Genomic DNA, 26097 nt, shown 5'->3' with positions numbered 1-26097 from the left:
CAAACAGTTGCTGTCCTGTCATACTTCCTGCCGAAACTGGCCTCTCCAAACCAACTTCCCCTGACCGTTGTGAGAGAGGCAAGAAATGGCCAAACACGATCTTGATCTGAACTACCTGGACCCGAACTATGAGCCGGTAGTCAACCATTCCGAAAACACCCCGTTCCACCAGGTGTTGGCTGCCCGGATGCAGCGTCGTTCCGTCATGAAGGGCACCGTTGGCGCGGCACTCGCAAGCGTTATGGGCCTGGGGCTGGCCGGTTGTGGTGGTGACAGCAGCAGTGACACGACTGGCACCTCAAGCGACGCCGGTACCGACACCGATGCTGCCAACACCGAGCTGGGTTTCAAGGCGATCCCGGTCTCTACCGCAAACCAGGCCGTGGTTCCCGAGGGCTACTCGGCACAGGCTTTCCTTCCCTGGGGCACGCCGATTACCGGTTCCTACCCGGCCTACCGTCCGGACGGTACCAACACAGGTGCAGATCAGGAGCAGCAGGTGGGCATGCACCACGATGGCATGCATTTTTTCCCGATTGATCTCAAGGCCGGTGGCAACAGCTCCACGGAAGGCCTGCTGGTCATGAACCACGAATACATCAATCAGGGTGCCCTGCACGCCAATGGCGCGACTTATGTCGAGGGAATGCGTCCGTCCGATGAGGTGCGGAAAGAAATCGCGGCCCACGGTGTGTCTGTCGTCCATATCAAACAGGACGCCAACGGTACCTGGGACATCGTCTTTGGCAGCCCGTTCAACCGTCGGATCACCGGCGGTACCGAGATGGAAATCCGCGGTCCGGCCCGCGGTTATCACAAGCTGTTCACCAAATTCAGCCCCAACGGCAACCGCACCCGTGGCACTCTGAATAACTGCTCCATGGGTCCGACACCATGGGGCACTTACCTCGCGGCTGAGGAAAACTGGCACGGTTACTTCAGAACGAGTGCGGAAGTACGTCCCCGGGAGCAGGTTCGCCACGGTGTCGATAGTACTTCCCGCTATGATTGGGAACTGGCCGACAACCAGGCCGACGGCTACGTACGTTTCGATGTAACGCCGGGTGCGGGCACCGCCACAGATGATTACCGGAACGAAGCCAATACCTATGGCTACATGGTCGAAATTGACCCGTTCAACCCGGAAAGCACGCCTCAGAAGCGCACGGCATTGGGCCGCTTCGGACACGAAGGTGTGATCTTTGCACCGGTGAAAGAAGGCGAGCCCGTGGTTTGTTACTCGGGCGACGACTCGCGGTTTGAGTACATCTATAAATTTGTCTCCTCCAAGCCATACTACGCCGCAACAGCCGGCGGCTATCTGCTGGACGAGGGCACGCTTTACGTGGCTCGTTTCAATGACGACGGCACCGGTGAGTGGTTGCCCCTTGATCTGGCTGACGCGGATTTTGCTGCAAAAGTCAGCGCCGCAACCGGTACCACTGTTGGTGCTATCGCGTTTGAGGGCTTTGAAAATCAGGCCGATGTTCTGGTGAACACCCGCCTGGCCGCGGACATCGCGGGTGCCACTCCCATGGACCGCCCGGAGTGGGGCGCTGTTGATCCGAACAGCGGCGAGGTGTATTTCACCTTGACCAATAACACCAAACGAACTGAAGAGCAGACAGACGCGGCCAACCCGATTGCCAACAACGAGAATGGCCACATTATTCGTTGGATGGAATCCGGTAATGACCACGCCGCGGTGTCCTTCGAATGGGATATCTTCGTATTCGCCGGTTTGAAGGGCACCGAGACGGTAGTGGATGGTGAAGCGGTTGTGACACTGGACGACGACAACATCTTCAATAGCCCGGATGGCCTTTGGTTCGACTATAACGGTCGTCTCTGGATCCAGACCGATGGCTCCGATGCTGCCCCATACCAGAACAATATGATGCTGGCTGCCAATCCTGAGACCCGTGAAATCAAGCGATTCTTCGTTGGCCCGGTCGGTTGCGAGGTGACAGGTGTTGTCACTACCCCGGACGTCAAGACCATGTTTGTCAACATCCAGCACCCGGACGGTAACTGGCCGGATTCTTCCGATCCGCGTCCCCGTGATGCAACCGTCATCGTTACCCGCGACGACGGCGGTGTTATCGGCGCCTGATAGCCTCAAATCAGGAAGAAGCTGATTGAAAGGCCGACCCCGCACAAGCGGGGCCGGCCTTTTCTTTTACTGTGCGAGTCCGCGAAAACCACGGGTAGGCTTCGGAAACGGCTGTGTTAGACTTCCGGAAAACCGATTGGAAGGAGTAGTTACCTTGCCCGAGGAATACATCCCCGCAAACGACGACCCCATGCAGCGCCGCTCGGACTCAGGGCGCAACCTTGCAGTGGCCGTTTACATCCTTCAGGCACTCTCGTTCTTCCTCGGCGGGATCACCGGTCTGGTGGGTGTGATTATCAACTACGTGAAACTGGATGATGTCCGCAATACCTGGATCGAGCGTCACTTTCGCTGGCAGATACGGACCTTCTGGATCGGTTTGCTGTGGACGGTGATCGGAATTGTAACCACGCCGCTGATCATCGGCTGGTTTATCCTGCTGAGTATTTCAATCTGGATCATCTACCGGATTGTGAAGGGCGCTCTGGCGCTGAATGAAGGCAAGGTGGTCTGAACCCGGATCACCCTGTCTGGCGTGAACTGGCCCAGTAGCGAATCTCGGCGCACAGCGCGCAGTGCTGTTTCTGGCAGGTTTCTTCGTCGTGGATCTGTATGCCGTGGAGCTGCAATGGCTGGTAGCGGCGCAGGGAATGCTTATGGCCATGGCGCTTCAGGTAGTCATCCAGTGCGGAGCGGGCCTCTGCCTCTGACTCGAAGGGGCCCAGATCACGCGCCTCTCGCGTTCTCACATACCACCCCGCAGGCGTTTTCAGGAACCGGTTGCTCTTGACCGGTCCATCCTGAATATGACCGGGATCTTCCGCCACCGATTCTACAAGTCCTTCGACCCTTTCCTTTTGTCGTGCCTGTTTTGACAGGCGCTTCAGTCCCTTCCTGATCATTGTGATTCTCTCGCGCCTCTATGCATCGCGGTGCTCGAAGTAGCCCGGTGCAAAATATATCAGCTTTCAAAGTGATTTGTGACGCACTTCACAAAAAAGTCTAAATGCCAATAGGAGAACGGGGCAAAAAACTGCTTAGAGGCGCTGTTTTTGTAAAAACGTGTAAAAAAACCGGGCAGTTTTAGGGAGGTGGTTGTTACCGACCACCCGCAACCTGTACGTAAGTGTATGGTTCTAAAGATATATCGATAGGGTCACAAAAAAGAACATTGTTCAGAGTTTGAGTTGGTAAATTTGACGTATGGCAAGGCCAATTACAGCCAAGCAATGTAGGGCCGGTTTGGCCCAAACTGCCAACATCTGAAAAGCGGGACCACGCGTCGTGGTTTAAAAAGGAAACAGTAAACAAAAGAAAGGAGCAGTTGCATGATGAGACGCCGAACATTGACCTCGGTAGTTGCTGCAAGCAGTCTCGCGCTGGCGGCGAATGTTGCCCAGGCAGAGACGGTCCAGCACGAGACCGAGTTTTCATTGCTGGGCAGTTATATCGAGCCTGACAGCGACCGGACCGATGAATACGGCTCGGCGGTGCGGGGCATGTTCGGTATCCGTCTGAGCAAACACTGGTGGGTCGAACCCCAGTTTTACTCAGGAGTCATTGAAACCGGGGTAAACGGTGGGACCGATTACTACCAGCAGGGTATCGGGGCGGATCTGAGCTACCGTCTGTGGGAGAGTGATTCGTTTACACCCTACGGCTCTCTCGGTGGTGGCGTCTCGCGCAACGATGTGGCCAACAATTCGGCCAGCGAGTTTGGTGGTTACGCCAACGCTGGGTTGGGCATTCTCAGCAGCCCCTTCACCCAGTCCGGTCTTCGGGTGCGTGCCGACGCCCGCTATGTCTACGACTCCTATGACGACGGTTTGTCAGACCTGCATTTCAGTCTGGGTGTGACCGTACCCATTGGTGCCACCCGGACCCGGATTGTTGAGAAAACCACCGTTATCGAGAAACCCGTTGTTGTCGAAAAAGACTTCGCTGACTCGGACAAGGACGGCGTCGTGGATGGTGTCGATCAGTGTCCCAATACCCTGGAAGGCCTGGAGGTTAACTCGGTGGGCTGCGTAGAGACTGACAAAGCCCAGTCTGTGGTTCTGCAAGGCGTGACCTTCGAGTTCAATTCCGACCGACTGACCGCCAATGCCCGGGACATCCTTATACCGGCCGCTGACGCCCTCAAGGGGCAGGCGGATCTGAAAGTGGAACTGGCCGGGCACACCGACAGCGTGGGCTCCGAAGCCTACAACCAGCAGCTGTCGCAGCGGCGGGCAGAGTCCGTGCGTGACTACCTGCTCGATCTGGGTGTCGATCCGGATCAGCTGACTGCTGTCGGATACGGCGAATCCAAACCGATTCGCAGTAACGACACTGAAGAAGGCCGCGAACGGAATCGTCGCGTTGAATTCAATGTTGTCTCCGAGTGAGATGTAGAGGGAGTTTGAAGATGAAACTTAACAACTACAACTGGCCTTTGATTTTGCTGGTCACCGCACTGTTGTCGTTAGCAGGGTGTAAGTCGGACAGCATGGTGGTTCCTGATAGTGGCATTGGTGGCGATTCTCAGGTCTTTGATGCCGATGGTGATGGCATTCCGGATAATGAAGACTCCTGTCCGAATACGGTCAACAGCGGTGTTGATGCGGACACCGATGGTATTGACGATGCCTGTGATGGCGATATCACGTCCAACGACATCGACAATGATGGTGTCCTAAACAGCGAGGACAACTGCCCGCTCGTACCGAATCCGGGGCAGGGAAATAAAGACAGCGACCTGTACGGCAATGCCTGCGATACCGATGCTGATGGAGACGGTGTCGATGATAAAACGGATAATGGTGATGGTACATTCACTGATATTCCGGTTTCAGGTGGGGGGGATAACTGCCCATTGACGCCGAATAGCAGTCAGGCGGATCAGGATAATGATGAAATTGGTAACGCCTGTGATGACGACATTGATGGCGATAATGTCAATAACGATGTCGATAACTGTCCGCGGGTAGCAAATGCTGATCAGGCAGATGCAGATGGTGATGGAGTTGGTGACGCCTGTGAAGCTGACGCAGACAGCGATGGTATCCCCGATAGCACAGATAACTGCCCTGATATCGCGAACCCGGATCAGGAAGATCTTGATGGTGATGGTCTGGGGGATGTCTGCGATCCTGACACCGATGGTGACGGAATTAATGATGAAAATGCATTGGGGCAACCCCTGGATAACTGTCCGTTGGTAGCTAACCCGGACCAGGCTGATACTGACGGCGATGGCATCGGTGATGAGTGTGACTTGGTGAATGATGCAGAATATGCGTGTGATGTAGGCGAGCAATTTTCACCGATGTTGACCGGTGATACCGACTTGGCAGCGCAAGCGTCCAAAGATCGCTCTGACTGCCTGCTCAGTCTCGGCCTTCTGTGTGATGTCGACTCACCAGAGAACGTTGTCGACAACGATCTGGCGAACTTTGCCACTATGCTGAACGGCGTGGATTTGCTCGGGCTTTCCACAGTTAGACTCCGTGTTGCCACAACCACTGGATTCGCTTACCCGGGAAGCAATGCCGTCGGTATAGCTTTCAATGAGAGCGCTCAGTCTCTGCAGACGGATCTTCTGGGTGGTCAACTGATCGTTCGGACGCTGCTTGATGGCGCTGTTCAGGAGGAGAGCACAGCGACAGGGGCACTGGACCTTGATCTTCTCGGCGCATCTGGTCTTTTGGGCGGGACAGATAGCTCGTTCCTGGTCTTCCAGACAGAGCAGCGGTTTGACAGTGTTGAAGTGGAATTTGCCCCATCACTACTCTCGCTGCTCAATGAGGTCAACGTCCAGGCAGTGTGCGCAGCCAAAGAGGGTCTCTAAACTCGCTGGCAGCACACGAAAAGTCGAATCAGGGCCGGCAATTTGCCGGCCCTTTTTTTAGATTTGACTCCCTACCCAGCTCACCGAGGCCAGTCCAGCCAGAAAAACCAGCACTGCGATTAATACTCTTTTGCGCCGGTGTGGTGGCACCAGACTAGGCTGCACTGCGGTCCCTTCGGTCACTCCACTCATGATGTCACCTCCACGGAAATTCCGGCAACGTGGGCTGCCGTGCGCTGCCTGCCAGGGAAACTGAAATAATTTCTGCAGTCATGCCGAGTCCACGGGAAATACACTGGTTCAGCCTCCCGGCTTCTTTGGTGGGAGAAGGGAAGGCTTGGGTGGGTGTTCGTCGGAGAGTCTTGGAGAAGAGTCGGGAATCCGACCCATCGGGAGAGACGGCGGAAAAGTATTGGGCGTCATGTTGCTGCCCGTGTCTGTCTATTCGCATGCTCAATCCTTATCGGGGATTGGATAACCACTACACGAAATGACATTTCCCTGTCGGGCTACATCCTATGACAAAACTATAGATCACAGCAGCCGGACAGGGATAAAAAATATGTTAAATGTTCAGATTGATCCTGGGACACTAGGCTATGGCCAGGGCTCCCCGGTAGTCCAACGTCTCCGCGCACCTGCCGCAATTGTTCTTTACGCATGTTTCGGAATCATGAACTGAGAAGCCACTGTACCGGTGCCCGGGATCGCGAGGGTTGAGACCTGCGTGAAGCTTGATGTGGGCTTCCAGCGCAGCATGGGCCTGCGGTTTCGTCGGAAAGGGGCCCAGATCGTACGGTTCGCGAGTCAGGGCATACCAGCCGGCCGGTGTCTTCACAAATCGGCGAGGGTCAGATTGCGGGTTGATCTTGCCAGTATTCATGAGCCGTGCTCCGGGTGCGTCATTTGGCCTGATGTGAAAATTCCTTTTCCCGAATCCTGTGGGACAACCTACGCTAAACTGAACGCCTTGGAATTGTTTCAAATGACCCGCCCCCCGGGCGAAACGGTCAATGTTGCATGTCTTTCCGGGTCTGCATCACCGTTCATATCAGTGAAGTCTGTCAATGCTGTTTTCAGAGCCTGAATAGGATAATGTTTGATATTCAATGGCCAAATCCCGAGTGTTAATGATGTCCGGATCTAACCTTAACGAACTGTTGGAAAAACTTTGTGAGAGCTCAGACGAGCTTTGGTTAAGCATGGTGGTCTCGACGGATGGCCTTGTACTGGCACACCATGGCAATGTGAGGGATCCGGACCGGTTTGGAGCTTACTTTGCCGAGCTCAAGGTGGTTTGTGAAAAAATCATCGCCCAGTTTGACCTTGAGGACATCGAGGAAATCTACATCCGATCAAAGTCGGGCGCCGTAACGCTGTTTCCGATTTTTGACAAGGGGTACCTGGCCTGCCTGTCCTCAGCCAGCATGAATGCCGGGAAAGTCCAGATCCATGCCTGGCAATATATCCGGAAGATTCACGCGCTGATGCTGTGAGGCATCAGTCCTCTGTCACTTCCTTGAGTCGTATGGCGCTGAACATGCCGGCGAGTCCCATCAGCCCGAGTACGATAATGACGGCAACTTCGGAAAACAGCGAAATTGCGGCTGTCAGGCCGCCAGTTGCCAGTAACAGCACCCCGATTACGGTATTACTCACGGCCGTGTAATCTGTGCGTTTGTTGCCACCGGCCATATCCACCAGATAGGTTTTCCGCCCGAGCCGGACGCCGGCGTGGGCGATGCTGAGCGCAAAGAAGGCGACCGGGTAGAACCAGACACTGCCGATATCGGTACCCACCAGCAGCGCCGTTATCCCCACCGCGAGACAAACGAAACTGGCCATGGCTGCGCCGCGGATCATCACCCGGCGGCTTGAGGTGTCTGCGGCCCAGCCCCAAAAGCTGGCACTGAGGGAGCTGGCCAGGCTGCTGGCAAGGAGAAATACGCCAAGCATCCAGCCGATGTCGGATTCCTTCTGGGCCAGAACCACAAAATAGGGTGAGGCAAGGGCAGAGCACAGCAGCAGTGCCCGGGTAATCACGAAATGCCGGAATGGCGCATCGTCCCGCAGCAGGGAGAGGCTGTGCACGGCTTCGGTCAGGGCGTTACCACCGCCTCCGGTTTCGCCGGCGTATTCCTCGACGTTGGCGAACAGGAAGCCGGCAATCACCCAGAGCACCGCCGCTAACAGCAACAGTGCCGTGTAGAAGGCCAGGGTAGGATCGCCGCGGTCCCAGAACAGCAGGGCGGTCATGATAACGGTGGCGGTGCCGCCGACGGTCGTGGCCAGCCCGGAAAGGCGTCCCCGGCGGGTCTTGGGGATGCATTTGCCCTGCACATCCTTCATGGAAACCGAGCAGAACCCCCGGGCCAGGGAAAATGCGATCAATGCCGCCACAATACCGCCACCGGCGGCGTAGCCTTCCAGAAACCAGACGCTCGCGGCCATGGCGGCCACGCTGACGGCCTGGCCGAAGCTGCCAAGCGTCCAGAACCATTTGCGTACTGCCTTGCGGCGGACCCAGGCGGCAATCACCATCTGTGGCACCATGGAGCCGGATTCCCGGATCGGCACCAGCCAGGCCACCAGTGCCGGTGCGCCCACGGCACTCATCAACCATGCCAGCACGGTCTTGGGACTGATCAGCAGGTCGCCCAGCTTGGTGAGCACATTGCTGGCGAGGATCAGGAAGAAATTGCGGGGTACCTCCCGGCAGGCTTCCTCCGGGATGTCCTTGCAGACCCGGGCATCTTCCTCGTTGGCAATCAGGCTGTACAGCTGGTCGATGGTGTCCTGCTTCTTGGCTGGCAAGTGGCCGTCCTCCGGAAGAAATTTGGCAAGAGGATACCAGTAACGGTGGTATCCCTTAAGGGCGGAGTACGGCCGATGCTGTTAAACAGACCAGATGATGGCTCCAGCGCAGATCTTGCACATCCTGCGCCTCGTCGGGCTTAATGGGCGGCAAACCATGGAGCTTTATTGATGCTGAGCTATCTGCACGCCTTCCATGCCGGCAATTTTGCCGACATCCAGAAACACGCCGCGCTGACCCTCGCTTTATCCATGATGCACTCCAAGCCATCGGGGATTGCCTGCTTTGACACCCATGCCGGCAGTGCCGTCTATGATCTTGGCAGCGAACGGGCCCGGAAAACCGGTGAAGCGGATACCGGAGTTCAGAAGCTCTGGCAGTTGCGCGAACACCTGCTGTCATCGGACTGGCAGCCGGTACTGGAGCTGCTGGCCAGGCTGAACGCCGGCGATGGTCACCTGACCACCTATCCCGGCTCCCCGTTCTGGTTCCGCCAGTTTCTCCGGGCTGATGATGCGCTGACCACATTCGAACTGCACCCGTCCGAGAGTGAACAGCTGGCGGGCTGGGCTGGCCAGAAGGTTCGGGTGCTGAGGGAAGACGGGCTGAAGGGGCTGCTCGGGCAGCTGCCGCCAAAACTGCCTCGCCTGCTGGTGTTGATCGATCCGTCCTATGAAATCAAGGCGGATTACGGGTCGGTCGCCAAAACCCTGCAAAAGGCATGGCAGAAATGCCGGCATGGCGTCTATCTTATCTGGTATCCGGTGTTGACCTCCGGCCTTGAGGAACAGCTCGCAGACGCGCTGCGTTCCGGGCCGGTCCGGAAAATTCTCCGCAGCGAGATACACCTCAACCATCCCCCGGAACGGGGCATGACCGGTTCCGGCATGCTGGTGGTCAATCCGCCCTGGGGCTTTGATGAGCGCCTCGGCGCGATGATGGATGACGTGTCCGGTGCGGACGGGCTCGATGTCCGGCATGAGCTGGGCTGGCTGGTTCCGGAGTAGATTCCGGCTACAGATTGCAGGAGCTGTCTTTTTGAAGGACGAAAATACGACCGAGCATTCCCCCCCGCTTCCCGGCGGTCTGATTCCCGTGGATCAGTGGAAACAGCCGGAGATGTCCGTGCAGCGGACACTCAAGGATGCTGTCCGTCACCTTACCGCCCAGCTTCGCGCGGGCATCTCACCGGATGAGGAACCTTTCCAGAGCCTGGATAATCTGCCTTCGCTCACCGACAAACAGATTCAGCATATCGCTCCCCATCCGGACTCTACCGCCCTGGCCGGCGCCCTTCTGGATTCCCTTCAGGAGCTCAGGCAATCGGAAACCTTGCGCCGAGAGGTGGCCGTAGTGGTCGCGCCGCCATTTTCCGGCGTCAGGGAGGCATTGGTCCGTCTGCCCGGCCTCGGGGCAGTTTCCGCGGATGCCGAATCCTGGGACCTGATCGCACCTCCGGACAACCTGCTGATGAATCGGGAAGAGGCCCGCCGTTGGTGGGATGAACAGAATCTGAGCGGGCCCTGGGTCATTCCCGAGCTGGCGGATTTCTGGCTTCGCCATACCTCCGGTTTTGCCCTGATCAGCGAGTTGTTACGGCGTATCGCCTCCGGTCAGGTTGGGCCCGGATTGGTGGGCTGCTCCAGCTGGTGCTGGCAATTTTGGGAAAGTTATCTGCCGGATGCCCATCTCAGCCCCCTGACTCCTGCGCCCCTGGATGCCGAACGGCTGGGGCAGTGGTTGGAATATCTTGCCGCTTCCCGTGATCAGCGGGCGATCACGGCGCGAATGACCGACGATGGCCTTTACGTGTTGCCGCTTGAAAATCCGTCCGACGCGGAAAAACGCAAACATTCAGGCTTTCTGAGGGATCTGGCAACAGCCTCCCGTGGTATTCCCGGGGTTGCCCTTTCGATCTGGCAGCACTCCCTGCGCGCCCGACCGGAGGACGAGATGGAGGAGGCCGAGGGTGGCGGAGAACAAAAAAGCCAGGGCCGAAGCTGTTGGGTGGTGCCGCTGGATCAGCTGAGCCTGCCTGCCATGCCCAAAAGTACCGACCGTGCAATCGGTTTTGTGCTGCACGCACTTTTGCTCCATGACGGTCTGGACGACGAACGGATTGCCCTGGTAACCGGCATCGGCCAGCCAGAGTTGCAGCTGGCCCTGGCCCGACTCGCCCGGGCGGAGATGGTGTCTTTCGGGGATGCGTCGGGGCGCTGGCACGTCACGCCACTGGGCTATCCCACAATCCGGCGTCACTTGCAGGGCTGGGGCTATCCGGTGGATGCATTCTGAGGAGGGTTTATGGAAGACATGGGGCAGGGGCTCAAGGAAACTTTTTCCGCCATTACCTGGGAAGCATTGGTGGAGGCCTTGCTGGTCGTCACCGCCGCGGCACTGCTGATATTCCTTATCCAGAAACTGGTTCCGCGTGTTGCCGGAAAACTCGGTGGCAAGTCCCGGCTGTATCTGCTCGCCTCAGTGCCACTGGCGCGGTTGCTGATCATTATCATCTCGGTGATCGTGGTGGTGCCGATTCTGGTAGAGCCGTCCTTCGAGAACATGATTGCGATATTCGGGGCCCTCGGGTTGGCGCTGGGCTTCGCCTTCAAAGACTACGCCAACAGTCTGATCGCCGGTATCGTCACACTCTATGAGATGCCCTATCGGCCCGGTGACTGGATAGAGGTGGATGGCCAGTACGGCGAGGTTCGCTCGATCGGAACCCGGGCTGCGGAGATGGTGACACCGGATGATACCGTCGTCATTATCCCGCACGGAAAACTCTGGAACGCACTGATCGGTAATGGCAACGACGGTTCGGAAAACCTGATGTGCGTGGCTGAGTTCCATCTGGCACCACACCATGATGTCCGTCGGGTGATGGCATTGCTGCGGGATGTGGCGTTTGCCTCACCCTATACCAAGACGATGAGGCCGGTCGTGATTGTGGTTGCCAACAAGGCCTGGGGTATGACCTACCGCCTTAAGGCCTACCCCCTGGAGCCGAGGGACCAGTTCCGGTTTATCAGTGATCTGACCGCACGGGGATCGGAAGTGCTCGCCAGCGAAGGCGTGCCGTTTGCGTCAGTTCCTGTCGCCGCCAGTGCCTGACGCCTGCTGGCGTTCCAGTTCCGCAATCATGTTCCGGAGTGACGCCAGGATCTGTTGGCCCCGTTCGCCAGTCTGCCGGAGGTAAAGCTGCAGCGCAGGCTTGCTTGCGTCGCGGAATGCGGACTGCTCCTGCTCGGAGAGTCTGGCTACTGCAAGCTGGCCTTCTTCGAGCATGGCTTCCAGTCTGGTCTGGTTCAGTTCCTCCTGGATATCCCAGGCTTCCTTGCCGACCTCGATCAGAGCCATTGCCAGCCAGTCCTGTTGCCGCTCCGGCAACTGCGCATACCATTCGGGATTGGCAACAACCGATGAGACGAAATGGGCGGCCCGGGCCATGGTCAGGGTGTCCTGAACCTCATAAAAATTCATTTCCTCAATGGCGAAGATCGGGTTGGTCTGCCCGTCAATCTGCTGCAACTGCAGATCACTGTAGACCTGGGAGTAGGGCGTCTGGCGGGGATCGGCACCATAACTGCGAAAGGCCTCGGCAGACATTTGTGATGTCATGGTCCGTATCCTCAGGCCTTCAAAATCGGCGGGTGCCCTCAGTGGCTTGTTGGCCGTCCAGGCCATCCATCCCTCGGGCACAAACCCCAGAAGTGTCAGATGCCTTTCGTTATAGGCGGCGGAGAACAGCCCGGTCAGTTCGTTTCCGTCAAACAGGGCCCGGGTGACCGCGTCGTCGTCCGGCAAGACGTAGTGCAACGTGAAAATCCCGGTTTCCGGAACCAGGTCGGCCAGGTGGCCGGGAGACGCAAACGCGAGGTCAACAGAACCGTTGCGCACCAGTTCGGTCAGCTGGGAGGACGTGCCCAGGGAACCGTAGGGGAAAATCTCCAGCTCCACCTTGCCGTCGGAAGCCTCCTCGATATGGCTTTTTAGCGCTTCTGCGTAGGCGTGTTGTACGCTGCCCTCGATCTCTTCGAGTGCGAATCGCCAGGTTTCCGGATAGTCCGATTTGCCAGAAGTCGAGTCTGAGGTGAGCTTACTGTCGTTGGGGGCATCCGAGCAGGCCGAAATGAGAATTGCCGCGACGGTGAGCAATGGCCAGATCCACGGACGGGGGCGTTGCATTACTGGACTCCGGATTGATTCATGTTGGCAAACATCACCGGGTAAAGGTAACACAAGATAACGCCCGGGGTTATATCGCGCGCTCAGAGTTATTCCGCTAAAAAAAGCCCCGCAACTCAGGAGCGGGGCAAGTCTGATGATCAAGGGTCTTTACAGCAATGTTCACATCAGAGCGTCAACACGGTTGCGAACCTTGGGTTCGCTGTTATAAGCAGTGGCAATGGCGTTGTACGTGGGTACATCCATGCCCGAGTCACGAATAACCTCCAGCATCCGGTCATTTGCTTTCATCTGGAGCTGGTTGGCCTTTTCCTCTGAATCCGCAGACTCGATTTTCTCGATGTACTCCTTGCGTACTTCCATCAACCTGGCCTGGGCTTCGATGAATTGCCGGAGCTCGGTATCGCTGTAGTCTGTTTTCTGGGTTCCTGCGGCCTCCGGATTGCTATAGCCGTCCGATTCGGTGGCTACGGGCTCGTCATTCGAGGTTGGCTGCTGGGCAAAAACGGGGATGGCTGTCGCCAGTGCAATGGACGCGACACAAGACACAAACAATCGATTCATTTTACGCTCCTTCCGCTTACCGGACGTGTGGTGTTGCCGGGGACCTTTCAAGCAGTATGCCAACCACGGAGAATCTTAAAAAAGGCTTTAAAAGCAGTGTGTTAGGTTTGTCTGAGCGTTACGGTTCGTTAACTCATGTTGTGCCAAAATGCCACATGTGCCAGAAAAGCGTGACATTTATGTGGGAAGGCATGCCATGAGACCTCCACTGGGTAGAGCGCGTCACATTTTTCGATCCCTTCAGATCACGTTATTACTGAGTATTGTGGTGCCTCTGTTGCTGATCAGTGGCGCTGCCATTTACATCGGACTCGGCGCCGTGGAGAGAAATCTTAATGACCGGCTCCGGGAAGATCTTGAGCTCGTTGCGCGGGCGGTGAGCGGTCCGCTGTCGCAGGCATTGTCCGATGGTAACGAGCTGGTCCTGGGGGAGTCGCTCCGCTCGATTTTCCGTATTGCGCGAATATCAGGTGCCTCGGTATTTGACGAGCAGGGCAAGCGGATCGACAGCCTTGGCCTGGCCGATCGGGATGTTACAAATAGCGCCAGTGCGGAGGAAGCGATTGCCAGCGGCCGGCTTGGTGGAGCTTTCCGGCGGGTTGAGGGTGAGTCGGTGTTTTCCCAGTTCACGCCACTGTTGAACGGGGAGGGGCAGCTCCAGGGTCTGCTCCAGATCACCCGGAAACGAAGTGACTTCCATCGACTGGTGGCGTCAACACGGATCTGGGCAGTATCGATCTGGTCGGTATTGGCAGCCGCCATCAGTCTGGTCGTGATTCTGGGGCATTACGGTACAGTGGGACGCCATGTGGGGAGGCTGCTGTCGATGATGACCGCGATGAAGCCGGGGCAGTGGCGGGTCACGGAGTCTGCTTCCGGACCACGGGAGTTGCGACAGATCCATGAGGGCCTCGCGGCCATGGGGGCACGCATGGCAAGAGCGGAGTCTGAAATCGAAGCACGTATTGAGCGGGAGCGTGAGCTGGCTGATCGGCTCAGGCATCATGAGAAAGTTGCCATGATCGGTCGTGTTGCCGGCGGTGTGGCTCATGAGCTGGGTGCACCGCTTAATGTTATTCATGGTCGGGCGCGTATTCTCGAACGTCAGCAACTGACTGAGCCCATGAGTCGGCAAGTTCAGGACATTCAGCATCAAGTGTCACGGATGGCTACCATCATTCAGCAGCTTCTGGATTGTTTCCGGCATGTACCGGATTCCCGGAGGCCCGAAGTGCTTGCCTCTATAGTTTCAGATGCGCTGGTGCAGGCCAGCGAAGACGATCGGTGTCGGTGCAAGGAGCTTGTCAGCAAAGGTCTGGAGAACGAAGCGCGTATCCGTGCAGAACCGATTCGGGTTGAACTTGCCTGCCTGAATATTATCCGGAACGCGTGCCAGGCCGCCGAGAGCAGGGTGCGTGTCTTCATTCTGGAGCATGAACGGGAGCTGGAAGTACGGGTTGAAGATGATGGTCCCGGCATTGCCCCCGATCAATACGAGGAGATCTTCGAACCTTTTTATACCTCCAGGCCGGCCGGTGAGGGCACGGGTCTGGGCCTGGCAGTGGTGAGCAGTGTCATGAAGGAGCACGAGGGTCGTGCAGAGGTTTCCGGCAGTGAGCTGGGAGGGTGCTGTATGAGTCTGTTTTTCCCAAAGGAAGACAAAATATGAATTTCGCCGGGGCTACGATTCTGCTGGTCGAAGATGACGCGAGCCTGGCGCGATTGCTGGCGGAGGAGCTGGAGGCGGATGGCTACGATGTGCGAGTTGCTGGTTCCATGGCAGATGCACAGGCAAGGTTGAGCGGGCACGCACCTGATCTTGTGATTTCTGACCTGAGACTGCCCGATGGTGAAGGGTTGCAGATTCTGGGGATGCTTCAGCACCGGGGAGGAAACGTTCCATTCGTCGTGATTACGGCATTCGGGACCGTGGACCAGGCCGTTGAAGCTCTCAAGGCGGGCGCGGATGACTTCCTGACCAAACCCCTGTCAACGGATCACCTGCGGCTGAAGATCCGCAGGCTCCTGGCGCAGGCGGATATCAGTCGTCAGCTTGCCGAGATGCAAGGGCGTGAACAGGGAAACCGCACCCTGGGGCTGTTGGGTGATAGTCCGGTCATGGATCAGCTTCGGACAGAGATCCGGCAGGTTGCGCGCAGTCATGCTGCTGTTCTCATCAACGGTGAGAGTGGCACAGGGAAGGAGTTGGTTGCTCGTGCGATACATCAGCAAAGCGAACGCAGGGAGTGGCCTTTCGTGGCAGTCAACTGTGCCGGCATACCCACAGAGCTGATGGAGAGCGAGTTTTTCGGTCACGAAGCGGGAGCCTTTACCGGCGCCCGCCATGCGCGCAAGGGACTGTTTGCCGAGGCCAATGATGGAACCCTTTTGCTGGACGAAATCGGAGAGATGCCACTGTCATTGCAGGCCAAGTTACTCCGAGTGCTTCAGGAGGGCAGGATCAAACCTGTCGGAGCCGACCAGGAGGAACCGGTGGATGTGCGCATCCTGGCGGCAACCCATGTTGATCTGCAAAAGGCCGTGTCAGACGGTCGTTTTCGGGAGGACCTCTACTATCGTCTCGAGACCCTCGCGATTCGGGTTCCTCCCCTTCGTGAGCGCGCAGATGATGTTGACCTGTTGGCTATGCATTTCCTCCGGGATGCGGCTCGACGCCAGGGTCGAGGGTTCATGAAACTGAGTGAGGTAGCCTCCCGCCTGCTGTTGGACTATCCGTTCCCGGGAAATGTGCGGGAGCTGGCAAGTGCCATGGAGCGGGCAGTCACTTTCTGTGAGGGAGATGTCATTCTGCCCGAGCATCTGCCCGACCGGATCCAGAAGCGCCAGGCCGAAGTGGCTGCTGATCCGGTGCCAGCCGGGGATGGTAACCTGGCCCGATGGCCGACCCTGGAACAGCTGCAGCAGGATTATGTATCCCGGGTGATGAAGGCAGTCGATGGCAACAAGAGAAGAGCTGCCCAGATTCTTGGCATCAACCGCCGAACGTTATACCGCTGGCTCGAAAACCGGGGAGTCCCTTCAAATGACTGATCAGAAACAGGCCATGATGTACGGCCTTGCCACGGTTCTCCTCTGGTCGACCGTCGCCACCGCGTTCAAACTCGCGCTTCGGGACCTGGCGCCGGTACAGATGCTCCTGATCGCCTGCTCGGCCTCGGTATTGGTCATGGCGCTTATACTGAAGCTGCAGCGTCGGTGGCATCTGGTGTTTTCCCTGTCCCGCCGCCAGTACCTGCAGTCTGTCGGCATGGGGCTGGTCAATCCCTGCCTGTACTACTTCGTGCTGTTCGGCGCCTTTGACCGGCTGCCGGCCCAGGAGGCCCAGCCCCTGAACTACACCTGGGCATTGGTGCTTGCCTACCTGTCCGTGCCCTTTCTGGGCCAGAGGCTCAGACGGGTGGATATCCTCGCGGGCCTGGTTTGCTATGCCGGGGTGGTTGTGATTGCCACCCGAGGTGACGTGACATCCCTGACCTTCTCCGACCCGCTGGGCGTGGGGCTGGCCCTCGGCAGCACCCTGATCTGGGCGTCCTACTGGATCATAGCTACCCGGGACGAGCGGGACCCGGTGGTGGGCCTGTTCCTCAATTTTCTGTTCGGGTTGCCGGTCATTGCGGTGATCTGCGGCCTGACTGAGGGATTCGGCATACCATCCGGAACCTCTCTGGGCGCTGCCATATACGTCGGTGTCTTCGAGATGGGGGTGGCGTTTGTGCTCTGGTCGTACGCCATGAAGAAAGCCGAGAACACCTCGAAGGTCAGTAACCTGATCTTCATCTCGCCGTTTCTGTCCCTGGTGTTTATCTATTTCATCCTGGGTGAGATTATCCTGCCATCCACCTACATCGGCCTGGTGCTGATCATGGGTGGCCTGTGGCTGCAGCAGCGTAAGGTCAAGGCCCGGGAAGCGGAACTGGCCCATGAACAGTGACTGGCATCTCTACCTGGTACGAACGGCTTCCGGAGCGTTGTACACCGGCATCTCCACGGATGTGGAGCGGCGTTTTGCCGAACACCAGGCCGGTGCGCCGAGGGGGGCGCGCAGTCTGCGGGGCAAGGGACCCCTGGAGCTGGTTTTCCGGGCGCAGGCCGGCGATCGCAGTCGGGCTTCCCGGCTGGAGTGGTACATCAAGCGCTGGCCGCGCTCGCGCAAGGAAGCACTGATCCGGGGCGAAATCAGCCTGTCAGATGTGCCCTGATATGATTGCCAGCGGCTTTTACTGCTTCGGTCGCCCGGCGCAGCTGGCCACTGTGGACCTGGAACACGTGCCAGAGGCTGTTGTAGATTTCCAGGTTAACTGCAACCCGGTCCCGTTTCGCCACTTGAGCCAATCGTTCCGCGTCATTGAGCAGGATTTCATCGCTACCGACCTGGATCAGCATCGGCGGAAGGTCCTTGAGGTCTCCGAATACCGCTGATATCAGCGGGCTGGCGAGTGGCTCCGCGCCGGCATAGTGTTTTGCGGCCTTGGCGGTCCAGGACGGCTGCAATACCGGTTCCAGCTCCGGTTGATAGAGCTGCTCCTGGGTCAGGTCGGTCCAGGGGGAGAAAAGTGTCAGTGACGACGGCAACGGCTGCTGGCTATCCCGCAACCGCATGGCCAGCGACACGCAAAGTCCACCGCCGGCGGAATCTCCGGCCAGTGCAATCTGTTCGGGTTTATAGCCCTCGGAGAGTAGTTGCAGGTAGGTTGCCTCGGCGTCGTCGAGGGCCGCCGGGAATGGATGCTCCGGCGCGAGCCGGTAATCCGGGGTCACCACCAGGCACTGACTGGCCTTGGCCAGATGGCCGGTGATGCCACGGTGGGTATCCGCCGAGCCAATAATGAAGCCGCCACCGTGCAGGTAAAGGATGACGCCGTCCTGCTGTTTGCCACAACTGGTGCGGACCACCGGCACACCGGCCAGGGTGCCATGGCTGAACCGGCAGCCACGGGGGGGAATCGAGCTGCGATAGGCCTGCCGGATCAGGGCGCGCTGGACCCTGATGGGCACCGCTGGACTCAGTATGGGACGCACCAGGCGGTTCATGGTTTGCCGAAGACCGGCCTCAATAAGAGGTTGCAGCATCTGTGTTCTACTCCCGCTATGCGATAGGATGGCAGTCGATCAAGGAGCCTCTGATTAACTCCTTAATCTTATTCCTGAATCATGACAGGCGTTTAACTCTACGTGTACTGGAAAACGGATACCATAGAAATACCCGATTGGGACAGGCACTCGCTGTTGGAGCGGCTCGAGTCCTTCGATCCGCAGGGCGATCGGGAGCTGGGCGACGAGATGGTCGCGTACTGCCGGTTCTACGGCCTGGATCTCTGGGTGGAGCACCCGGAGGTGCATTATCACCAGGGCTACGTGCACGCAGGTGAGCATGAGGTCATGGTGCACTATTACCGGCTGCCGGAATCCCGGGGCACGGTCTTTATCCTGCATGGCTACTTCGATCACGTCGGCTTGTACAGCCAGCTGATCGACCGTTGTCTGGGTGCTGGCCTGGATGTCCTGGCCTACGACCAGCCGGGGCACGGTCTCTCCAGCGGGACACCGGCGGCGATTAGCAGCTTTCTGGAATACCAGCAGGTGCTGACGGCAGTGCTGGATCAGGCCCGGGGGAAGGTCCGTGAGCCCTGGTTTGCGGTGGGACAGAGCACCGGCGGGGCGATCCTGATTGATTACCTGCTCTCGAATCAGCACTCGACCGAAACCTCGGACTTCAAGGAGGTGGTACTGCTGGCGCCACTGGTTCGGCCTGTGGGCTGGCTTGGCGCGAAGGTTCTGCATACGCTGGTCAGACCGTTCATCACGCGCTGGCGTCGGGTATTTGCGGAAAACAGCAGTGATACCCGGTTCCTCCGCTTCCTGAAGGATCATGATCCGCTGCAGGCAAGGGCGGTGCATGTGGACTGGGTCACGGCATTGCGGCAATGGGTGCCGCATATTGAATCGGCCCGGCCGATCAACTTTCCGGTTACGGTCGTGCAGGGCGAGAAGGATCTGACCGTGGACTGGCAGCACAATCTGCGGATTATCCGCAATAAATTTTCCTCGGTAGAGGAACTGAGAATCCCGGATGGACGTCATCATCTAGTGAACGAAGCCCAGGATTTGCAGGCAACGGTATTCAATACCATCATTGATACATTCACCAGGAAGGCGGTGAATGCGGCCTGAACCGGTCGCATACCAGAAATACCGCCGGGTTCTATAATGGCGCAGGAGAAAGCTGTGAAGAAAACGATTCTTGCATTTGCAGTAGCTACCGTCGGTCTGGGTGGCTGCATGACCTATGATCCCTATACCGGCGAGGAGAAGACCTCGAGCGCAACCAAGGGCAGTATCATTGGTGCTATCGGTGGCGCAGCTATCGGCGCGGCAACTTCCAGCAGCAGCGACCGGGGCAAGGGCGCTCTGATCGGCGCGGCCAGTGGTGCTGCTATCGGTGGTGGTATCGGTTACTACATGGACAAGCAGGAAGCCGAGCTGCGCCGGAAGCTGGAAGGCACTGGTGTGCGGGTTGTCCGTAATGGTGATCAGATCGAACTGGTCATGCCGGGCAACATCACGTTTGACTTGAACCAGTCGTCCATCAAGCCGTCCTTCAGCGGTACTCTGGAGTCTGTAGCGCTGGTTCTGAAAGAATATGACAAGACCGTCATCCAGATCGAAGGCCACACCGACAGTTCCGGCTCCGACAGCTACAACCAGCTGTTGAGTGAGCAGCGTGCAGGCTCAGTACGTGATTTCCTGCTGAATCAGGGTATTGAACCGAAGCGTACCCGTGCCGTGGGCTACGGTGAGCGCTATCCCATTGCTTCCAACGACACTGCCGCCGGGCGCGAGCAGAACCGTCGGGTGGAGTTGACCCTGGTACCGATGCAATAAGGTTCAGGGAAACCGAAAAGGCTCCGGGTGTGAAAACGCCGGAGCCTTTTTTGTAATTGGCTCAGTTGGTGTTGCTGGGCAACCACTCGTCGATGCGCTGTTTGAGGTTGTCCAACTGATCCTCGCCTGATTCCTTCAGTTCACCGAGCTTGGTCCTGGCAGTTTCTATCTGGTCCTCGAGGGACTGGATCTTCTCCGAAAACTCCTTCTGGATCTCAGCCTCCGCCTTATCATCCTCGGCCTTGGCCATCTTGGCGTCCGCCTCTGCCCGTAACTGGTCGATCTGCCTGCTCCAGTGTTCGGTCTGGGTCTGCAGCTTGTTCAACAGGGACTCCCTGAGTGACATCGATTTTCTCCTGTCGCGGTATGAATGGGCTGGTCGGAACCAGACTGTACTTTAACCATGGCTCGTATCCCTGCTTTCTCAAGGGAAAATGCGGATTTTTTCATTAAATCTCTGAAAACCAGCCGTGTATTGGCCTCTTCTGCATGGACTTCGTTGCTCTCTCACGCAACCTTGTGCGGGTAGTTCCACAACAAATCGACAAAGGAAAGGAGCCGATACCATGATAAAAATAACCTTGACCGCCACCTGTCTCAGCGTTGCCCTTGCGGCAGCCATACCTGCCCATGCAGGGCTGCTGGATGGTGAAGCTCAACAGGCCGGCAGCGAACAGACGTTACAGGCCGGAGACATCGTGCCGGGACGTTACATTCTTCGCCTGGACCCGGAACTTCCGGGCCTGCTCGGGGTGGCCGACCTCCGTGCCGGTGTCGATGCCATTCTGATGGCTGTGGGCGGAGGTGAGCTCCTTCATCTGTACCAGACCGCCCTCACCGGTGCGGCGGTTGAGCTCAGCGAAACCCAGGCAGCCCTGCTCGAGTCCATGCCGGGTGTGCTGGCAGTGGAGCCCGACACGGTCGTCATGGCCAATGCCACCCAGGCGGATGCAACCTGGGGTCTCGACAGGGTGGATCAGGCGTACCTCCCGCTGGATGAAACCTACCAGTATCCGGATCAGGCCGGCGGGGGCGTCAATGTGTATGTCATCGATACCGGGCTCAGGGCCTCCCACCAGGAATTCACGGGCCGGGTCATTGAAGGGCGCAACTTCGCAGTGAATGACACCGGTCTGTTGGGTCTCGGTGGGCTGCCGTTGGTTGGCTCCCTGCTCAATCTTGGCGGCGAGACTGACCCGTCGGACACCTCCGACTGTAACGGGCATGGTACCCATGTCGCCAGCACGGCTGTTGGCAGCGCCTATGGTATCGCCAAGCAGGCGTCTGTGGCTGCAGTGAGGGTGCTGGATTGCTCGGGAGCGGGCAGTAATGCCGATGTGATTGCCGGCGTTGACTGGGTGGCGGCAAATCACCAGCCTCCCGCGGTGGCGAACATGTCACTGGGTGGTGGCAATTCCGATGCGCTTGACGAGGCCGTACGCGGAGCGGTCGAGCAGGGTGTGACCTTCGTGGTGGCGGCTGGCAACAGTGACGCCGACGCCTGCAGCGGTTCCCCGAACCGGGTGCCTGAGGCCATTACCGTCGGCAGTAGCACCCGCGAAGACCAGCGTTCGTCGTTCTCCAATTTCGGGACCTGTCTGGATCTGTTCGCTCCGGGCTCCGACATTACCGCCGCCTGGTACCAGAGCGATACTGAAACCAACACCATCAGCGGGACGTCCATGGCCTCGCCCCATGTGGCCGGGACTGCAGCGCTTTTGCTGGGGACAGATCCGGGACTGACGCCCGATCAGGTCGACACAGCGCTGGACGAGCTGGCCGCGACCAATGTGCTCGGAGATATCAAGAGCGGGTCACCGAACCTGTTGCTTCAGGTCCCCCGCTGATCTTCCGACATAAAAAAGCCCGGGCGTTGGCCCGGGCTTCGGTGGTACTGCAATCATCGCCTGACGGCTCAGAACAGCACGCGGCAGCGGATAGTGCCCTTGACCTGACGCAGCTTCTCGAGCGCCAGCTCGCTGTAGGCCTTGTCCACATCGATCACCACGTAACCGATGTCCTCCTTGGTCTGCAGATACTGGCCACAAACGTTGATCTCGTTCTCGGAGAATACCTGGTTGATCTCGGACATCACGCCGGGCACGTTCTCGTGGATATGCAGCAGGCGGTGCTGGTTCGGGTGTGAGGGCAGTGCCACTTCCGGGAAGTTCACGGAGGAAACGGAAGTGCCGTTGTCACTGTACATGGCCAGCTTTTCCGCCACTTCACGGCCGATGTTCTCCTGGGCTTCCATGGTGGAGCCGCCCACGTGCGGGGTGAGGATGACGTTGTCGAACTCGCGCAGCGGAGAAACGAACTCCTCGTTGTTGGACTTGGGTTCGACCGGGAATACGTCAATGGCAGCGCCCAACAGCTTGCCGGAGCTCAGGGCATCGGCGAGAGCGTCGATGTCCACCACGGTGCCGCGGGAGGCATTCATCAGGATGCTGCCCGGTTTCATCTGGGCAAACTGCTCGGCCTTGAACATGTACTTGGTGGCCGGGGTTTCCGGTACGTGCAGGGATACGACATCCGCGATGTTGAGGAGCTCCTGCAGGGTGCCGACCTGAGTGGCGTTGCCGATCGGCAGCTTGGAGACCACATCGTAGAAGTACACATCCATGCCGAGGCCCTCGGCCAGGACACTGAACTGGGTGCCGATGTTGCCATAGCCGATGATGCCCAGTTTCTTGCCACGGATCTCGAAGCTGTTCTTGGCGGACTTCAGCCATTCGCCGCGATGGGCCTTGGCATTTTTTTCCGGTACGCCACGCAGCAGCAGGATGGCCTGGGCCAGCACCAGTTCCGCCACCGAACGGGTGTTGGAGAAGGGCGCGTTGAATACGGCGATACCGCGACGGGTGGCGGCCTTGAGGTCCACCTGGTTGGTGCCGATACAGAAGCAACCTACCGCCACCAGTTTCTGGGCGGCTTCAAATACTTTCTCGGTCAGCTGGGTGCGCGAGCGGATACCGATAAAATGCGCGTCGGCAATTTTCTCGATCAGCTCTTCTTCGCCCAGTGAGTGAGTCAGATACTCGATGTTGGTGTAACCCGCGGCATTCAGGGTATCAATGGCAGATTGATGCACGCCTTCCAGCAGCAGGATCCGGATTTTGCTCTTTTCGAGAGACGTATTTGACATTGGCTTGCTTCCGAACCTTTCGTCACATGAAATGACCTGGAGCCAGGGATCGTCGGCCTGGCTCACAGAACAGGGGCGGTATGATACCATAAACGGAGATTTTCACAGCGCGCCGGTTTGCCTGAATCAATTCCCTGTGAATGGCCTGTCAACAGGCCCCGGCCCAACCCTGACGAGAATGACGCACTCATGAGTTCTGAACAGATCATTGCCTCCCTCAAAGAGCTGATTGCCACTGGCGATACCCCGGGCAAGGTGCTGACCGACCCGGCGGACCTGGACACCTACGGCAAGGACTGGACCAAGATTTACCCGCCCAAGCCCCTGGCCATTGCACTGCCGAAGACTACTGAGCAGGTCCAGGCGTTGGTCAGGTTCGCCAACGAGAACCAGGTAGCCCTGGTGCCCTCTGGCGGCCGTACCGGCCTGAGTGCCGGCGCGGTTGCAGCCAATGGTGAGGTGGTGGTTGCGTTCGACAACATGAACCAGATCCTCGACTTCAATGCCAGTGACCGCACCGTCCGGTGTCAGGCCGGCGTAGTGACCGAGCAGCTGCAGAACTTTGCCGAGGAGAATGACCTCTATTACCCGGTGGATTTCGCGTCCGCCGGCTCCAGCCAGCTTGGCGGCAACCTGTCCACCAACGCCGGCGGCATCAAGGTGATCCGCTACGGCATGAGCCGGGACTGGGTTGCCGGCCTGAAAGTGGTGACCGGCAAGGGCGACGTTCTGGATTTGAACAAGGATCTGGCCAAGAACAACACCGGCTACGACCTGCGCCACCTGTTTATCGGCGCCGAAGGTACCCTGGGCTTCATCACCGAGGCCACCATGAAGCTGACCCGCAAGCCGGACGATCTCACCGTGCTGGTGCTGGGCCTGAACGATCTCACCAACACCATGGACGTGCTCCAGTCATTCCAGAAGAAGCTGGACCTGACTGCCTACGAGTTTTTCTCCCACCAGGCCATGCAGCATGTGCTGGCCCACGGCCAGGTCCAGGCACCGTTCGAGACCGAAGCCCCTTACTACGCGCTGCTGGAGTTCGAGGCCGTGTCCGATCAGGTCATGGACGATGCCATGGCGCTGTTCGAACAGTGTGTTGAAGAGGGTTGGGTGCTGGACGGCGTGATCAGCCAGAGCGAAACCCAGGCCCAGAACCTGTGGCAGCTGCGGGAGCGCATCTCCGAGTCCATAGCACCCCGGATTCCCTACAAGAACGACATCTCTGTGGTGGTATCCAAAGTGCCGGGTTTCCTGGAGGAAATCGACAACGTGGTGACCGAGCACTATCCGGATTTTGAAATCATCTGGTTCGGCCACATCGGTGACGGCAACCTGCACCTGAACATCCTCAAGCCGGAAGACATGGCCAAGGAAGACTTCTTCGAGAAGTGCCAGCAGGTGAATAAGTGGGTGTTCGAGATTGTCCAGCGTTATGAGGGTAGCGTCTCCGCCGAACACGGGGTGGGCATGACCAAGAAGGCGTATCTGCAGTACACCCGCAGCGAGGCGGAAATCGCCTACCTGAAGGGCATCAAGCAGGTATTCGATCCCAACGGCATCATGAACCCGGGCAAGATCTTCGACTGATGCAGGACCATATCGTCGTACTCACCGGCGCTGGCATCAGCGCCGAAAGCGGCCTCTCCACCTTCCGTGACAACGGTGGCTTGTGGGAGCAGCACAGCGTGTATGACGTGGCAACGCCCGAAGCCTTTGAGCGCAACCGGGAGCTGGTGTTGCGCTTCTACAACGAGCGCCGCCGCCAGCTGAAGGACGCTCAGCCCAACCAGGCCCACCGCCTGCTGGCGGAGCTGGAGAAACGTTACCGGGTGACCATCGTCACCCAGAACGTGGACGACCTGCACGAGCGGGGCGGCTCCTCCAATGTGATCCATCTTCACGGAGAACTCACCAAGGCCCGCAGTTCGGTCTATCCGGAGCCCGTGTACGACATCGGCTACAACGACATCAATCCGGGTGACTGCTGCGACCGCGGCGGGCAGCTGCGGCCGCACATCGTGTGGTTCGGCGAGGAAGTGCCGATGCTGGAGAAAGCTGCCGAGGTGGTGCGTACCGCCGATCACCTGCTGATTGTGGGTACCTCGCTGCAGGTCTACCCCGCAGCGGGGCTGGTGTATGAGGTGGATATGGATGTGCCGATTACCGTGATTGACCCTGGCGAGCCTGCCTCGGTGTCCCGCGCGAATGTCATTCGCAAGGGCGCCAGTGAGGGGGTTGCGGAGTGGGTGTCGAGGCTTGCGGGTAACCGGTAGGTGAAAATGGGGTCAGAAGAAGGCTTTCTTCAGACCCCGACTTCATAGTGAGCCTGACTCCGCTGCATGGGCGCTGTTGGGGGATACCTTCCCAAAACTGTGCGGAGCCATGGATGGCGGAGCCCAAGCGTCACATGGGTGAGGCCGAGCGCTTATGAAGCGAAGCTTCATGCGACAACCGAACGACTGCAATCTGTGATTGCAGGCTGGACCCCAGAGGGGTGCCGAAGGAGCGTGTTTTGGGAAGGTATCCCCCAACAT

General features: G+C 58.3%; 23 protein-coding genes and 2 pseudogenes. 18 read left to right on the top strand and 7 right to left on the bottom strand.

The genetic code is table 11. The features are described 5' to 3' along the window. Window positions 1-85 precede the first annotated feature (85 nt). Entirely contained in the window at window positions 86-2113 is a 2028-nt protein-coding gene (locus tag ACQUTG_RS00960; RefSeq protein ID WP_428917611.1) for a PhoX family protein, read from the top strand. Window positions 2114-2303: 190 nt separating this feature from the next. Next, complete coding sequence (locus ACQUTG_RS00955; protein ID WP_428918436.1) at window positions 2304-2627, top strand: DUF4870 family protein; 324 nt, start codon at window positions 2304-2306, stop codon at window positions 2625-2627. A 7-nt stretch (window positions 2628-2634) separates the two neighbouring features. On the opposite strand, the gene ACQUTG_RS00950 is transcribed toward ACQUTG_RS00955, so the two are convergent. Beyond that, on the bottom strand, window positions 2635-3015 hold the full coding sequence (locus ACQUTG_RS00950; protein WP_428917610.1) for a DUF6316 family protein: 381 nt from the start codon (window positions 3013-3015) through the stop codon (window positions 2635-2637). A 426-nt stretch (window positions 3016-3441) separates the two neighbouring features. Between ACQUTG_RS00950 and ACQUTG_RS00945 the strand changes: the two genes are divergently transcribed. The 4 genes and pseudogenes from ACQUTG_RS00945 (at window position 3442) to ACQUTG_RS00930 (ending at window position 7438) form a co-directional block, all read left to right on the top strand. After that, the gene (locus ACQUTG_RS00945; protein WP_428917609.1) at window positions 3442-4500 is read left to right on the top strand and encodes an OmpA family protein; all 1059 of its coding nucleotides are present in this window, start codon (window positions 3442-3444) and stop codon (window positions 4498-4500) included. A 20-nt stretch (window positions 4501-4520) separates the two neighbouring features. Beyond that, a pseudogene (locus ACQUTG_RS00940) lies at window positions 4521-5084 on the top strand (thrombospondin type 3 repeat-containing protein); the annotation flags it as partial. A 24-nt stretch (window positions 5085-5108) separates the two neighbouring features. Next, window positions 5109-5942, top strand: a pseudogene (locus ACQUTG_RS00935) (thrombospondin type 3 repeat-containing protein); the annotation flags it as partial. A gap of 1109 nt (window positions 5943-7051) precedes the next feature. Next, on the top strand, window positions 7052-7438 hold the full coding sequence (locus ACQUTG_RS00930) for a roadblock/LC7 domain-containing protein (RefSeq protein ID WP_428917608.1): 387 nt from the start codon (window positions 7052-7054) through the stop codon (window positions 7436-7438). A gap of 4 nt (window positions 7439-7442) precedes the next feature. Here the strand turns inward: ACQUTG_RS00930 and ACQUTG_RS00925 are convergent, their stop codons facing one another. Beyond that, on the bottom strand, window positions 7443-8756 hold the full coding sequence (locus tag ACQUTG_RS00925) for an MFS transporter (RefSeq protein ID WP_428917607.1): 1314 nt from the start codon (window positions 8754-8756) through the stop codon (window positions 7443-7445). Between the two features lie 171 nt (window positions 8757-8927). Between ACQUTG_RS00925 and ACQUTG_RS00920 the strand changes: the two genes are divergently transcribed. Genes ACQUTG_RS00920 through ACQUTG_RS00910 form a run of 3 tightly spaced genes read left to right on the top strand, consistent with a single transcriptional unit; the run spans window position 8928 to window position 11871 of the window. Beyond that, a complete protein-coding gene (locus tag ACQUTG_RS00920; RefSeq protein ID WP_428917606.1) occupies window positions 8928-9764 on the top strand; it encodes a 23S rRNA (adenine(2030)-N(6))-methyltransferase RlmJ in 837 nt (278 codons plus the stop codon). Window positions 9765-9795: 31 nt separating this feature from the next. Further along, window positions 9796-11052, top strand: coding sequence for a hypothetical protein (locus ACQUTG_RS00915; protein WP_428917605.1), 1257 nt, complete (start codon window positions 9796-9798; stop codon window positions 11050-11052). Window positions 11053-11061: 9 nt separating this feature from the next. After that, the gene (locus ACQUTG_RS00910) at window positions 11062-11871 is read left to right on the top strand and encodes a mechanosensitive ion channel family protein (protein WP_428917604.1); all 810 of its coding nucleotides are present in this window, start codon (window positions 11062-11064) and stop codon (window positions 11869-11871) included. Here the strand turns inward: ACQUTG_RS00910 and dctP are convergent. Together dctP and ACQUTG_RS00900 are read right to left on the bottom strand one after the other, a co-directional pair. Next, the gene (gene dctP, locus ACQUTG_RS00905; protein ID WP_428917603.1) at window positions 11845-12945 is read right to left on the bottom strand and encodes a TRAP transporter substrate-binding protein DctP; all 1101 of its coding nucleotides are present in this window, start codon (window positions 12943-12945) and stop codon (window positions 11845-11847) included. The genes ACQUTG_RS00910 and dctP overlap by 27 nt on opposite strands. A gap of 162 nt (window positions 12946-13107) precedes the next feature. Then, a complete protein-coding gene (locus tag ACQUTG_RS00900; RefSeq protein ID WP_428917602.1) occupies window positions 13108-13509 on the bottom strand; it encodes a DUF4168 domain-containing protein in 402 nt (133 codons plus the stop codon). Between the two features lie 268 nt (window positions 13510-13777). Between ACQUTG_RS00900 and ACQUTG_RS00895 the strand changes: the two genes are divergently transcribed. Genes ACQUTG_RS00895 through ACQUTG_RS00880 form a run of 4 tightly spaced genes read left to right on the top strand, consistent with a single transcriptional unit; the run spans window position 13778 to window position 17729 of the window. Next, complete coding sequence (locus tag ACQUTG_RS00895; protein WP_428917601.1) at window positions 13778-15178, top strand: sensor histidine kinase; 1401 nt, start codon at window positions 13778-13780, stop codon at window positions 15176-15178. Beyond that, window positions 15175-16560: a sigma-54-dependent transcriptional regulator gene (locus ACQUTG_RS00890; RefSeq protein WP_428917600.1), complete on the top strand. Its 1386-nt coding sequence runs from the start codon at window positions 15175-15177 to the stop codon at window positions 16558-16560. The genes ACQUTG_RS00895 and ACQUTG_RS00890 overlap by 4 nt, the downstream gene beginning before the upstream one ends. Continuing rightward, complete coding sequence (locus ACQUTG_RS00885; protein WP_428917599.1) at window positions 16553-17461, top strand: DMT family transporter; 909 nt, start codon at window positions 16553-16555, stop codon at window positions 17459-17461. The genes ACQUTG_RS00890 and ACQUTG_RS00885 overlap by 8 nt, the downstream gene beginning before the upstream one ends. Further along, window positions 17451-17729: a GIY-YIG nuclease family protein gene (locus ACQUTG_RS00880; protein ID WP_428917598.1), complete on the top strand. Its 279-nt coding sequence runs from the start codon at window positions 17451-17453 to the stop codon at window positions 17727-17729. The genes ACQUTG_RS00885 and ACQUTG_RS00880 overlap by 11 nt, the downstream gene beginning before the upstream one ends. On the opposite strand, the gene ACQUTG_RS00875 is transcribed toward ACQUTG_RS00880, so the two are convergent. Continuing rightward, window positions 17707-18600: an alpha/beta hydrolase gene (locus ACQUTG_RS00875; RefSeq protein WP_428917597.1), complete on the bottom strand. Its 894-nt coding sequence runs from the start codon at window positions 18598-18600 to the stop codon at window positions 17707-17709. The two genes, ACQUTG_RS00880 and ACQUTG_RS00875, sit on opposite strands and share 23 nt — an antisense overlap. A 102-nt stretch (window positions 18601-18702) precedes the next feature. On the opposite strand from ACQUTG_RS00875, the gene ACQUTG_RS00870 reads away from it, so the two are divergent. After that, window positions 18703-19701 (top strand): alpha/beta hydrolase, encoded by a 999-nt coding sequence (locus ACQUTG_RS00870; protein ID WP_428917596.1) that lies wholly within the window; start codon window positions 18703-18705, stop codon window positions 19699-19701. A gap of 54 nt (window positions 19702-19755) precedes the next feature. Further along, window positions 19756-20412, top strand: a complete 657-nt coding sequence (locus tag ACQUTG_RS00865) for an OmpA family protein (protein ID WP_428917595.1) — start codon at window positions 19756-19758, stop codon at window positions 20410-20412. 61 nt (window positions 20413-20473) lie between these two features. Here ACQUTG_RS00865 and ACQUTG_RS00860 read toward each other — a convergent pair whose 3' ends face one another. Beyond that, window positions 20474-20758, bottom strand: a complete 285-nt coding sequence (locus tag ACQUTG_RS00860; RefSeq protein ID WP_092001284.1) for a hypothetical protein — start codon at window positions 20756-20758, stop codon at window positions 20474-20476. Between the two features lie 220 nt (window positions 20759-20978). Here ACQUTG_RS00860 and ACQUTG_RS00855 point away from each other — a divergent pair, with 220 nt between their 5' ends. Next, window positions 20979-22259: a S8 family peptidase gene (locus ACQUTG_RS00855; RefSeq protein ID WP_428917594.1), complete on the top strand. Its 1281-nt coding sequence runs from the start codon at window positions 20979-20981 to the stop codon at window positions 22257-22259. Between the two features lie 68 nt (window positions 22260-22327). Here ACQUTG_RS00855 and serA read toward each other — a convergent pair whose 3' ends face one another. Continuing rightward, entirely contained in the window at window positions 22328-23557 is a 1230-nt protein-coding gene (gene serA / locus ACQUTG_RS00850) for a phosphoglycerate dehydrogenase (protein ID WP_113862998.1), read from the bottom strand. Window positions 23558-23746: 189 nt separating this feature from the next. Here serA and ACQUTG_RS00845 point away from each other — a divergent pair, with 189 nt between their 5' ends. Beyond that, complete coding sequence (locus tag ACQUTG_RS00845) at window positions 23747-25150, top strand: FAD-binding oxidoreductase (RefSeq protein WP_428917593.1); 1404 nt, start codon at window positions 23747-23749, stop codon at window positions 25148-25150. Continuing rightward, window positions 25150-25836 (top strand): SIR2 family NAD-dependent protein deacylase, encoded by a 687-nt coding sequence (locus ACQUTG_RS00840; RefSeq protein WP_428917592.1) that lies wholly within the window; start codon window positions 25150-25152, stop codon window positions 25834-25836. The genes ACQUTG_RS00845 and ACQUTG_RS00840 overlap by 1 nt, the downstream gene beginning before the upstream one ends. Window positions 25837-26097: the final 261 nt, after the last annotated feature.

The organism is Marinobacter sp. DUT-1 (genome assembly GCF_050379415.1).
Taxonomy (GTDB): domain Bacteria; phylum Pseudomonadota; class Gammaproteobacteria; order Pseudomonadales; family Oleiphilaceae; genus Marinobacter.
Note: the sequence above shows the minus strand (reverse complement) of the source record. Positions and strands in the feature narration are given on the sequence as shown.